At 62.4% G+C, this 11,810-nt stretch carries 9 protein-coding genes; 2 read left to right on the forward strand and 7 right to left on the reverse strand.

The window, feature by feature from the left end; genetic code table 11:
• Positions 1–20 precede the first annotated feature (20 nt).
• From AB4N44_RS02075 to AB4N44_RS02095, 5 genes are all read right to left on the reverse strand, one after another.
• Positions 21–980, reverse strand: coding sequence for an EamA family transporter (locus tag AB4N44_RS02075; protein WP_150751409.1), 960 nt, complete (start codon positions 978–980; stop codon positions 21–23).
• Between the two features lie 256 nt (positions 981–1,236).
• Positions 1,237–2,349, reverse strand: coding sequence for an alkene reductase (locus AB4N44_RS02080; protein WP_460110485.1), 1,113 nt, complete (start codon positions 2,347–2,349; stop codon positions 1,237–1,239).
• Between the two features lie 170 nt (positions 2,350–2,519).
• Entirely contained in the window at positions 2,520–4,754 is a 2,235-nt protein-coding gene (locus AB4N44_RS02085; protein WP_460110484.1) for a xanthine dehydrogenase family protein molybdopterin-binding subunit, read from the reverse strand.
• Positions 4,751–5,224, reverse strand: coding sequence for a (2Fe-2S)-binding protein (locus AB4N44_RS02090; RefSeq protein ID WP_460110483.1), 474 nt, complete (start codon positions 5,222–5,224; stop codon positions 4,751–4,753). The genes AB4N44_RS02085 and AB4N44_RS02090 overlap by 4 nt, the downstream gene beginning before the upstream one ends.
• Positions 5,221–6,459 (reverse strand): c-type cytochrome, encoded by a 1,239-nt coding sequence (locus tag AB4N44_RS02095; protein ID WP_460110481.1) that lies wholly within the window; start codon positions 6,457–6,459, stop codon positions 5,221–5,223. The genes AB4N44_RS02090 and AB4N44_RS02095 overlap by 4 nt, the downstream gene beginning before the upstream one ends.
• A 337-nt stretch (positions 6,460–6,796) precedes the next feature.
• Here AB4N44_RS02095 and AB4N44_RS02100 point away from each other — a divergent pair, with 337 nt between their 5' ends.
• Together AB4N44_RS02100 and AB4N44_RS02105 are read left to right on the forward strand one after the other, a co-directional pair.
• Entirely contained in the window at positions 6,797–7,996 is a 1,200-nt protein-coding gene (locus AB4N44_RS02100; protein WP_460110479.1) for an MFS transporter, read from the forward strand.
• Between the two features lie 94 nt (positions 7,997–8,090).
• The gene (locus AB4N44_RS02105) at positions 8,091–9,008 is read left to right on the forward strand and encodes a LysR family transcriptional regulator (RefSeq protein WP_460110477.1); all 918 of its coding nucleotides are present in this window, start codon (positions 8,091–8,093) and stop codon (positions 9,006–9,008) included.
• Between the two features lie 10 nt (positions 9,009–9,018).
• Here the strand turns inward: AB4N44_RS02105 and AB4N44_RS02110 are convergent, their stop codons facing one another.
• Both AB4N44_RS02110 and xylG read right to left on the reverse strand, forming a co-directional pair.
• Entirely contained in the window at positions 9,019–10,155 is a 1,137-nt protein-coding gene (locus AB4N44_RS02110) for a sugar ABC transporter permease (protein WP_460110476.1), read from the reverse strand.
• Positions 10,156–11,712 (reverse strand): D-xylose ABC transporter ATP-binding protein, encoded by a 1,557-nt coding sequence (xylG, locus tag AB4N44_RS02115; protein ID WP_460110474.1) that lies wholly within the window; start codon positions 11,710–11,712, stop codon positions 10,156–10,158.
• Between the last annotated feature and the right edge of the window lie 98 nt (positions 11,713–11,810).

Genomic DNA, 11,810 nt, shown 5'->3' on the forward strand with positions numbered 1-11,810 from the left:
TAACCACTGGAGAGAAACCCTCACGCACTGGCTTTAACCTCAGCCTTGACCACTGATTTACGATAAGTCAGCAACACGATGCCCGTGACCACGATCACCCCACCGAGAATCTGTCCGTTGCTGAGCATTTGGTCCAGCACAATCCAGCCCATCAGCAGCGTTGCCAATGGCTCGATGTTCATGACCGGCGCATTGCGCGGCATGTCCAGTCGAGGCACGGAAATGAACAGGACGATAAAACCTGTGCCGTACAGCACCACCAGAGTGGCGAGCGCCAGCCATCCGGTTGAGGTGGCGGGCAGGTTCAATCCGCCGGGAAGGGCACCTGTCAGCCCTGCCAGGTTGACGCTGCTGAACACGATGAAAATGGTCAACAGACTGCGCACCGAGCCACGTACCTGAGACAGTTTGTGGTCGGTGATCCACAGCGCGCAGGCGAACACGCTGGCGGCGCAGAACGCGAGCGCGACGCCCGTCAGCCATTGCGCACTGACGTCTGTCGCAGTCGAGAGCCGCCCGGGGACGTCCAGCACAAACACCAGGCCCAGCAGAATCAAACCCATCAACGTCGCGGTGCGCGCGCTCGGTCGCGGGCCACCCAGCGCCCAGGTGAGCAATGCCAGCAGAATGGGGAACACGTTCGCCACCAGCAGGGCCAGCGCCACCGGCACCCGTGCGACAGCGGAGTAAAGGCACAGACTCTGTGCAGTGATCAGCAACCCCAGCAATAGCTGCCAGCGCCAGGCACCCGCCGGCAAGCGCAGGCTTTGTCTTTGCCACAGCACCAGGATGGCGAGCACCAGCAAGGTCCCGCCGGAACGCATCAAAATCGCCAGCAGCACACCCGCACCATCATCAAATGCGACTCGCGCCGCCACATGATTGCCGGCAAACGCACAGCCCATGCACAACAGAATGATCACAGCCAGATAACGGGGGTAGGGCGGCGGTACGGTTTGCGTAGCGGTAGGGCGAGGCATGGCAGAACTCAGGATTTTTAGCCGTTCGAACGACTTGGTTTTTATTAGGTTGTCGTACAACCAGATCGTTTTATCGCATTCGGCGACGCCGGGCAATAGACCTGAAAACGCACAGCTACGCATAAGTTCAGCGTTATGGTGGATTTTTACTTATTTGATTAAGCGCAGAGATCGTATGACTTGATAGGGCAGGGGCGCATCGGCCCCTGCTTCCATGGATTTACACATTCATGAGATGCGGGCGGTCTGCTTCTGCTCAGGCGTGAAATGGATAATCGATGTAGCCACGCTGATCCCCACCGAAAAAGCTGCCTGGGTCTGGCACGTTGAGTGTCAGACCATCGTGCAGCCTACGCGGCAAGTCAGGGTTGGCCAGGAACGGCCGGCCAAACGCGATGATGTCGGCACGATCGGCAATCAGCGCCTGTTCGGCAGATTGCGCATCGTAGCCGCCCGCCAGGATCAGCACGCCGTTCCAGGCTTTGCGCAACTGGGCAATGATCGCGTCCCAGCGCGGGTCGAAGTTCTCATCTTTGACTGTGCCGACCATCGCTGGCTCGACCAGATGCAGGTAGGCCAGATTCCATTGGTTGAGCGCTTCGACGAGGTGGCCGAAGGTGGCCTCGGGGGTGTCATCGCCCATGCCCATGAAGCGGCCCATCGGCGTCAGGCGTACGCCCACTCGTTCGGCGCCGACTTCTTCAGCCACGGCCGCGACCACTTCCAGCAGAAACCGCGCGCGATTTTCCACGCTGCCGCCATAGGCATCGTCACGCTGGTTGCTGTTGCTGTTAAGAAATTGATCGAGCAGGTAACCGTTGCCAGCATGAATCTCTACACCGTCCATGCCCGCCTGCAATGCGTTGCGCGCGGCCACGCGGTAGTCCTCGACGATGCCGGCGATTTCCGCGGTTTCCAGCGCGCGCGGCACCGGCACATCACCCCAGACGCCGTTACCGTTTTCATCGACGATAAACGTCTTGCCAGGCACCGGCAGCGCGCTGGGCGCAACCGGCAGGCCGGCATCGGGTTGAAAACTGGGATGGGAAACCCGACCGACGTGCCACAGCTGCATGAAGATCAACCCGCCGGCCTCATGCACCGCCGCGCTGACGTCACGCCACGCCTCAACTTGCTCAGGACTGTAGATGCCCGGCGTCCAGGCGTAACCCTGAGCTTGCCGGGAGATTTGCGTGGCTTCGGTGATGATCAGCGCGGCACTGGCCCGCTGGCGGTAGTACTCGGCGTTCATCGGCGTCGGCACATCGCCCGGTTGGCCGGCGCGTGAGCGCGTCAACGGCGCCATCGCCACGCGATGGGCGAGGGTGTAAGGACCGAGTGCGAGGGGTTGGAACAGACGACGGGTCATGGGTAGCTCCATATTTCAATAGAAGGAATTCAAGCGCGGCAGCGGGGCCGCGAACCAGTGCCGCTAACTTAACCGGGGGCAGCGGGGCTGATAATCGGTGACCGGCGCTACGCTGTTTTGCGCAGGGCGCAACGGCACCCGTGCTCATCAGCGATGAACACGGGTGTGGCTCAGGCGGGTGGGTTGGAACGGGTCAGCGGCAGGTTCAGCCAGCGCCGGCCGGTGGCGTTGGCGACGGCGTTGCCAAGGGCGGCGGCCATCGGCCCCTGGACGATTTCAGCGGCACCGAGGAAGGGTTGTCCCGGCTGGTCGAGCAAATGCACATCGACTTTTTTCGGCAGTTGTGTGAAACGCAGAATCGGATAACCGCTCCAGTCGTAACTGCGAATGCCTCCTGCGTCGTAGGCGACTTTTTCGTACAGGGTCCAGCTCGCGGACTGCACGATGCCGCCCTCGACCTGATTGCGCAGGCCATCGGGGCTGACGATCTGGCCAACGTCAACCGCCGTCACCACGTGATCGATACGGATCTCGCCGGTCTGCGGATGCACTCGAAGTTTCACCGCGATGGCGCAGTAACCCATGATGTTTTTGTAGCGGGCAAAGGCGAAACCGATACCGGCGCCGGGCTCGCTGCTTTTTTGCGGCCAACCGATCTCATCACGCACACGCTCAATGACCGCGCGAGCACGCGGATCGCTGAGGTGGGCCAGACGCAGCGCCACCGCGTCGATACCGGCCCTGATCGCCAACTCGTCGATGCTCGCCTCGATAGCGAAGATGTTGATGTGCGCACCCAGCGAACGCATGGCCGAGGTGCGAAAGGGCATCTGGGTGACGAAGGTCATGTTGATGCGCGTCGAGTTGAGGTCGTACAGCGGCACCGCATTGCGATCACCATCGCCTTCGGGCTGGGCGATCGGCACGGAGGGCGCCGAGGCGAAGGGCCGCGCGAGCAAGCGTGCCGGCAGCAGACGCCCGGCGTTGACGATGCGTTCGTTGTGCGGCGTGGTCCAGAGTTCGTAGGCCCAATCCTGCAAACGACCTTGGCTGAGGCCGGCGTCAACTTCGCTGACCATCGCCGAGCTATACGGCTCCCAAAGATTTTCCTGTTCGCGCATCCATTGCACGCGCACCGGCGTACCGGGCACGCGCAGGGCAATCAATGCCGCATCGGCGGCGGCATCATCGGCGCCGTTGTGCCCGTAACACCCTGAGCCTTCGGTATGAATACAGCGCACCCGCTCAGGTGGCAGACCGAGCATTTCGGCAATGCCGGCGCGCAGCGGGTACACGCCTTGGGTGTGGGTCCAGACCGTGAGATTGCCGTCCTTGAACCAGGCCACTGCGCAAGACGGGCCGATCGAGCCATGCATCAAATACTGCTTGGTGACCCGCGCCTGAAAACGCGTGTCGGCCGCGCCACTCGGCGTGCCGCTGTGGCTGATCGGATAGCGCCGTGAGGGCAGGCGTTTGAGCAGGCCATGAATCTCGGCCGCCTCGGGAATCGCTTCGCCCTCGCTCCATTGCGTCACCTCACTGGCACGGCGCATGGCTTTGATCGCTTGCCACTCATCATGGGCGAGTACCGCCAGATAGCTGCCGTCACGGATCACTTTGACCACGCCAGCCAACGCCTCGATGGACGCCGTATCGAATGCTTGCAACGTGCAGCCCGGACGGGGCGGGCGGATCACCCGCGCATGCAGCATGCCCGGCAGGCGCATGTCCTGGACGAATGCTGCGCCACCGCTGACCTTCGCCGGAATGTCGAGGCGCGGCAACGAATGGCCGATCAGTTTGAAGTCAGCGGCGGCCATCGCCGGTGACTGCGCCTTGGCATATTGATGCACATCGACATGCTTGACCGCGTCGACGTAACTCATCCGCTGAGCGGCCGGGCCTTCGATCACACCGTCGCGAGTGCTCAGCAGCGCTGCATCAACCTGCCAACGGCGCGCGGCGGCATCGACGAGCATTTCGCGTACCTGCGCGGCGGCGTTGTACAACGCGGTGCCGCTGTCGAAAATGCTGTGACTGCCGGCGGTGTAGCCTTCATTGGGCGTCAGCGCGGTGTCGGCGGTGAGCAGGTTGATAGCGGTTGCCGGCACCTGCAAACGTTCGGCAGCAATTTGCAGCAATGCGGTTTTCACCCCGGTGCCCAATTCGACCTTGCCGGTGTAGACGGTAATGCCGTCGGCGCCGATGCGGATCCAGGCGTCGAGAAACGGGTTGGTGCGCAGGCTGCCGGGCAGGTCGGGCGCGAGGACCACGGTGCCGAGCGTATCGACTTCCGTATCCGCCAACACACGCCGCGCGACCGGCAGCAGGGTGAACGCCATCAGCAACGCACCACCGCGCAGGAAGGCGCGTCGGCTCGGATTCAGTTCATTCGACTCGCTCATGTCAGGCTCCCGTTGTGCCCGGCCACCTGTTTGATCGCCTCGATGATCCGCAAGTGCGTACCGCAGCGGCACAGGTTGCCGGCCATGTATTCGCGAATGGTCGCCTCATCCGGGTGGCGATTACGCTCAAGCAACGCTTGCGCGCGCATCAGCATGCCGGCGATGCAGTAGCCGCATTGCGCAGCCTGTTTCTCGATGAACGCCGCTTGCAGAGGGCCAGGTTGTTCCGCGCTGCCGAGGCTTTCCACGGTGCGGATTTTTTTGCCTTCGAGACCGGCGCAGGGCGTCAGGCAGGCGAACACCGGTCGATCATCGACGATCACCGTGCAGGCACCGCATTGCCCGAGACCGCAGCCGTATTTGGCACCGTTGAGGTTCAAGTGATTGCGCAGCGCATACAGCAGCGGCATGTCCGGCTCCAGCTCAAGCGGTTGCGCGGCTCCGTTGACGTTGAGGATGATCTGGCTCATTTCGTCTCCTGACGTAACGCTTCAATAGTGGAAGAGAGGTCGGCCCACGGTTGATCGGGGCTGGCTTGCTGACGCAGATACGCGGCCAGTGCGCCGAGTTGCGCGTTGTCCAGGCTGGCGGCAAATGCAGGCATCAGTGGGCCGGGCGATCCTGGCGTGGCGGGCAAGCCTTCAAGCACGGTTTTGAGGAAGTTGCGCGAACTGGCCGCTTGCAGCGCCGAGGTGTTTTGCAACCCCGGGCGACCATCGATGGTGCGCATCGGTGCCGCCGGGCCATGGCAGCCGGCGCAGGCACTGCTGAAGAGCAGGGTGCCGGTCGAGTGGTCTGCCGCTTCACTGGCAGGCGTCTTCGCCGTCGTCTCTGTCACCGAAGGCGGGTTTTCCAGACTGAGCAGGTATTCGGCAATCGCCTCGGCTTCACTGGCGGGCAAGCGGGCCAGACTCAAGCTGACCGGACGCATCGGCCCGGCGGGTGTGCCGTGTCCATCGACGATCTCGGCGCGCAGATAGCCGACAAGTTGCGCGCGACTCCACGGGTTGGCGCGCTGGCCCATACCGACCAACGCGGGCGCTTGCCAGCCATCGACGCTGCCGCCTTGCAAATATTCCGAGGATTTTTCCGCGCCGATCAGGTTCAGCGGCGAATGGCAGCCAGCGCAATGGCCCGGACCGTCGACCAGATAACGCCCTCGATTCCACGCTTCGCTGCGCCCCGCCAGCGGCGTCAGTGGCTCACCGTGCAGGAACAGCAGGTTCCAGAACGCCACCAACGGACGAATGTTCATCGGAAAGTTCATCTGGTTCTGCTCGGCCGGCGCGTGTACGGCAGGGCCGCTCATCAAGTAGGCATAAGCGTCGGCGATGTCTGCTGCGCTCATGCGCCGGTAGTGCACGTAGGGGAACGCCGGATAGAGCAAGTGACCATCGCGAGCAATGCCCTGACGCATCGCCCGCTCGAAGGCCGGCAGCGACCATTGGCCGATACCGGTCTCTACGTCCGGGGTGATGTTGGTGCTGTACAGCGTGCCGAACGGCGTTACCAGCGGCAGCCCGCCGGCCAGATATTCACCGCCGGGGCGGGTATGGCACACCGCACAATCGCCGGCCTCGACCACCCGCGCACCGCGTTGCAACTGCGCAGTATCGAACATTGTCGGGCGCTCGATCGGTGTAATTGCCGGGCGCCACATCAGCCATATGGCGCCGGTCAGGCCGAGCACGGCGACGACGGCCACGCTGATCCATAGCGTTCTGGACTTCAGAAATGAGCTGTTCATGGGACTGAGAAAAACGCGGCAGGCAATGGCAGAACGGATCGGATACGGGTCATGACAACGCTCCTTGTAACAGCCGGGGAAGGGCACCGCTGGGGACGACGACGCCAGGGGCCAAAGCGTAGAGAAACCACCAGCGTTGGAGAATCAGCGGCGCACGCAACAGCGCGTTGCGCGAGAAGCAACGCCTGCGCCGTTGCGCAGGACGCATCAGTGCATTGCCCGCCGCGTGGATTCTGCGCATCGCCACAGGGCCGTAGCCTTGGCAGCACTTTCCTGAACTCAATGAGGTGTCATCATGCTTACGGGCAATCCGGCCGTTGCGGCCAGCGCCGAACAGCCAACTTCACTTTCCGGCCTGATGGTCGCGTTCCTGGCATTCTGCTGTGGCGCGGTCGTGGCCAATCTTTATTACGCACAGCCGATCGTCGAACTGATTGCACCGCAGATCGGTCTGTCCAGCGCCAATGCCAGCCTGATCGTGTCGCTCACGCAGTTTGGCTACGCGCTGGGCCTGTTGCTGCTGGTGCCGCTGGCCGACCTGATGGAAAACCGCCGGCTGGTGGTCGGTTTCACCCTGGCGGCGAGCGTCACATTGCTGTGCGCCGGGCTGACCCATTCGCCGTCGATGTTCCTGCTGTTGTCTTTGCTCATCGGCCTGACCTCGGTTGCCGTGCAGATCCTTGTGCCGCTGGCGGCGCACCTGGCGCCCGAGGCCAGCCGTGGCCGCGTTGTCGGCAATATCATGAGCGGTCTGTTGCTGGGCATTCTGTTGTCGCGGCCACTGTCGAGCCTGTTGGTTGAAGTGTTCGGCTGGCGTGGGGTGTTTTACAGCGCTGCGGCCCTGATGGCGGTCATCGCGCTGATCACTGCGGTGGCGCTGCCGCGCCGGTTGCCGACGCATAAAGCCACGTATGCCGCGCTGATCGGTTCGGTGTTTGCCTTGGCCCGGCGCTATCCGCTGTTGCGTCAGCGCTCGCTGTATCAAGGACTGTTGTTTGCCAGTTTCAGTCTGTTCTGGACCCTCGCGCCGATTGAACTGATGCGTCACCACGGCTTCACTCAGGCACAAGTCGCGATCTTCGCGCTGGTCGGTGCGGTGGGTGCCATTGCCGCGCCGATTGCCGGACGTCTGGCCGATGCCGGGCATGGTCGTCGCGGCACGCTGGTCGCATTGCTGCTGGCGCCGGTTTCGCTGTTGATCGCCGCGCTCCCGGGCAGCGGTTATGTCTGGCTGGTGGTGTGCGCGGTGCTGCTGGATTTCGCCGTGCAATTGAACATGGTGCTCGGCCAGCGTGAGGTGTACGCCCTCGATCCGCACAGCCGTGCGCGCCTGAACGCCGTGTACATGACCAGTATTTTCGTCGGCGGCGCGCTGGGGTCGCTGGTTGCGAGCCCGTTGTACGAGCATTTCGGCTGGAACCTGTCCGCCGTCGCTGTGGCGCTGTTGCCAGCGCTGGCGCTTGGCTTGTTCCTGAGTCGCCAGGCCGATGTCTGAACAACCGGCGAGTGCGGGCAAGCACGGCGGTACAAGACGAGGGGGGAACAGTGATGCACAATCATCCGCGTTCCCTTTCGACCGGACTCCGCTTATGGACAAGTTGCTGGCACTGAAGATGTTTGTGGAAACCGTGCGCTGCGGAGGCTATTCCTCGGCAGCGCGCAAACTCGGGATATCAACGTCGTCAGTGACACGGCAAGTGGCCGGGCTGGAACACGAACTGGGCGCGAGCCTGCTCAATCGCACCACGCGCAACACCAGCGTGACCGTTGCCGGCCAGACCTATTTTGAAAAAGCCGTGGCGATTCTCGACGCGATCGACGAAGCCGATGCCGTCGTCGCCGATCGTGGCGCCGAAGCGCAGGGCCGTTTGCGCATCAGCGTGCCGGTGGAGTTCGGGCGACGCCTGATCGCGCCGCACCTGAGTCGCTTGCTGGAGCGGCATCCGGGCCTGGAGATCAGTCTGTCGCTGAGCGATCAGGTCAGCGACCTGCTCAGCGAGCAGATCGATGTTTCGGTGCGGCTGGGGTCGTCGGTGGTCAGTGAAGACATCGTCAGCAAACGCGTGGGGCAGTTCGAACGCTGGGTGGTGGCCAGTCCGGCGTATCTGGCGCGTAGCGCGGCGCTTGGTCACCCAAGGGATTTGCTCGAGCATCAGTGCCTGCGTTTCGATTACGGCGGCACACACCAGCACTGGACCTTTCAGAATGAAGACGCGCCCATTCAACTCAATGTCCATGGGCGCCTGCAAAGCAACAACGCCGACATCCTGCGCGAAGCTGCCATCGGTGGCGGCGGGGTGACGCTGCTGGCTGACTGGCTGGTGCGCGACGACGTGGCAGCCGGCCGGTTGACCCGCTTACTTGAGCATTACGAGGTCAATCCCGGCAGTGCCAGCACGTGCATCAACGCGCTGTATTTACCCAATCACCGTGGGTCCAGCCGGATCAATGTGTTTATCGATTTCCTGATGGAAATTCTCAGCCCGGCGGCCGCGACCACTGCGTGATGCCTGCGGCTCAACGGCGCCCGGTCCGCGTACTCACATCCACCCAAACCGCCAACACCAGAATGCTGCCCTTGACGATCATCTGCCAATAGCTGTCGACATCGAGCATCGACATGCCGTTGTCCAGACTGGTAATGACCAGCGCGCCGAGGAGGGCGCCGTACACCGTGCCGGAACCGCCGCGCATCGAGGTGCCGCCGATGAAGCAGGCGGCGATGGCATCAAGTTCGCCCATGCTCCCGGCCGAAGGCGAACCGGCGGCCAGGCGTGCGGTGTTGACCACGCCGGCGAGGGCGCACATCACGCCCATGATCCCGAAGATCCACAGCTTCACCGCCTGCACATTGATGCCGGACAGGCGCGTCGCTTCCATATTGCTGCCCACGGCATACACGCGCCGGCCGAACACAGTCTGACTGGTCACGTAGCTGAACACGCCGAGCAGAATCAGCAGCAACAAGACCGGCACCGGAATGCCGTCGTAGCTGTTGAGCGTCTGCACGAAAGCGGCGAGCACGGCACCGATCACCAACACGCGGATAAAATCACGCACCAATGAATGCGCCGCGAGGCCGTGCAGGGCGCGATTGCGTCGTTGTTTCCAGGTCAGGAACACCGTCAGCGCGAACAACAGAATGCCCAGGCCTGTGCCGATCGCGTGGGGCAGGTAACCCTGGCCAATGTAAACCAGCTCCGGCGACACCGGTGCGATGGTCGTGCCGCCGGTAATCCCCAGCAAAATCCCGCGAAAAGCCAGCATGCCGCCCAGGCCGACGATGAACGAGGGGATGCGCAGGTAAGCCGTCATGTAGCCGTTGGCGAGGCCGATCATCAGGCCACACAAGGCGACCAGACTCAGGTTCGCCAACAGCGGAATGTGGTAGACCACATCAAGAATCGCCGCGAGGCCACCGAGCAGGCCGAGCAATGAACCGACCGACAAATCGATCTCGCCACTGATGATCACCAGCACCATGCCGCAGGCAAGAATGCCGGTAATCGACATTTGCCGCAGCAGATTGGAGAGGTTGCGCGGGGTCAGGAATCCGCCCTCGGTCTGCCAGCTGAAAAACAGCCAGATCAGCACCACGGCAAACACCAATGCGAGCATTTTGTAGCGGGTGAACAGTTGTTTGACCTGATTCATTTACGCGGATTTCCGATCATTATTGTTATGCCTGCCAGACTGGCTAAGGGCGGCGGCGAGCACTTGTTCCTGCGTCAATTCATGGTTGACGAAGTCGCCACGCAACTGGCCTTCGCCGATCACCAGCACGCGGTCGGAAACGCCGAGCACTTCGGCCAGCTCCGACGAGACCATGATGATCGACACGCCGGCAGCGGCCAGCGCGCCCATCAACTTGTAGATTTCGTATTTGGCGCCGACGTCCACGCCTCGGGTCGGCTCGTCGAGAATCAGCACCCGGGGCTTGGCCAGCAGCATCTTCGCCAGCACGGCTTTTTGTTGATTGCCACCGGACAGACTAGTGATCGGCAGGAACGGGCTGGCGGTCTTGAGGTGCAGGCGCGAGATTTCCCGATCGATGCTGCCCAGTTCGGCTTCGGCATCGATGCGGGTGAGTTTTGAGTAGTTGTCCAGCACGGCGAGGGTGATGTTCTGGCCGACGCCCAGGTCCGGAATGATGCCTTGGCGTTTGCGGTCCTCTGGCACCAGGCACAGGCCGGCACGGATTGATTTGAGCGGCGTGCGCGTGTCGATGGGTTGGCCATCGAGCCAGACTTCGCCCTCGTGGCGACCGGGGTAAGCGCCGAACAGCGCGGTGACCAGTTCAGTGCGGCCGGCACCGACCAGCCCGGCGATACCGAGGATCTCCCCGCGCTTGAGGACGAAGGAAATATCGTCGACCCGTTTACGCTTGGGGTTGTCGACGTCGTAGCAGGTGATGTGCCGGGCCTCGAAAATCACTTCGCCAATGTCGTGTGGCTCGCTGGGGTAGAGGTTGCTCATTTCACGCCCGACCATCTGGGTGATGATCTGCGCAATGTCCATGTCGGCCATGGCGGTGGTTGCGATGTGTTTGCCGTCGCGGATCACCGAAATGGTGTCGCACACGGCGGCCACTTCATCGAGCTTGTGCGAGATGTAGACGCAGGCCACGCCCTTGGCTTTGAGGTCGCGGATGATGTCCAGCAACACCTCGATTTCCGAACGACTCAAGGCCGATGAAGGCTCGTCGAGGATCAGCAGGCGCGCCTTTTTGTTCAGGGCTTTGGCGATCTCCACCAGTTGCTGATAGCCGCCGCCATACTGCGACACTGGCAGCGAAACGTTCATGTCAGGGACTTTCAATTCACGCATCAGCGCTTCGGCGCGGTGGATCATCGCCGGGTAATTCATCCGTCCGCCGGGCAGCGTCAGTTCGTGGCCCATGAAGATGTTTTCAGCCACCGACAGATCGGGTACCAGCGTCAGCTCCTGGTGAATGATGACGATGCCGGCAGCTTCTGTTTCGCTGATCGATTGGGCTCTGAGCGGTTGCCCGTCCCAGAGGATTTCCCCGTCCCAGGTGCCGTGGGGGTAGACCGCCGAGAGGATCTTCATCAGCGTGGATTTGCCGGCGCCATTCTCGCCGCACAGGCCAACGCACTCGCCGGGCCTGACCTTGATGTCGATGCCGTTGAGCGCTTTGACACCGCCGAAGGTTTTGACGATGCCGTTCATTTGCAGCAGATAGTCGGACATGGACAGGGCTCGTATATCAAAGACTCACACACCACGAAACCTGTGGGAGTGAGCAGGCTCGCTCCCACAAGGGTTTTCGCATCACCGGAGATTTGTGA

The organism is Pseudomonas sp. S3_C06, assembly GCF_054667675.1.

Excerpts from the sequence above, each read along its gene's own strand:
- AB4N44_RS02110 (WP_460110476.1), bottom strand. The coding sequence starts at position 10,155 with ATGAATCAGGTCAAACAACTGTTCACCCGCTACAAAATGCTCGCATTG.
- AB4N44_RS02085 (WP_460110484.1), bottom strand. The coding sequence starts at position 4,754 with ATGAGCGAGTCGAATGAACTGAATCCGAGCCGACGCGCCTTCCTGCGC.
- AB4N44_RS02080 (WP_460110485.1), bottom strand. The coding sequence starts at position 2,349 with ATGACCCGTCGTCTGTTCCAACCCCTCGCACTCGGTCCTTACACCCTC.
- AB4N44_RS02105 (WP_460110477.1), top strand. The coding sequence starts at position 8,091 with ATGGACAAGTTGCTGGCACTGAAGATGTTTGTGGAAACCGTGCGCTGC.
- AB4N44_RS02100 (WP_460110479.1), top strand. The coding sequence starts at position 6,797 with ATGCTTACGGGCAATCCGGCCGTTGCGGCCAGCGCCGAACAGCCAACT.
- xylG (WP_460110474.1), bottom strand. The coding sequence starts at position 11,712 with ATGTCCGACTATCTGCTGCAAATGAACGGCATCGTCAAAACCTTCGGC.
- AB4N44_RS02090 (WP_460110483.1), bottom strand. The coding sequence starts at position 5,224 with ATGAGCCAGATCATCCTCAACGTCAACGGAGCCGCGCAACCGCTTGAG.
- AB4N44_RS02075 (WP_150751409.1), bottom strand. The coding sequence starts at position 980 with ATGCCTCGCCCTACCGCTACGCAAACCGTACCGCCGCCCTACCCCCGT.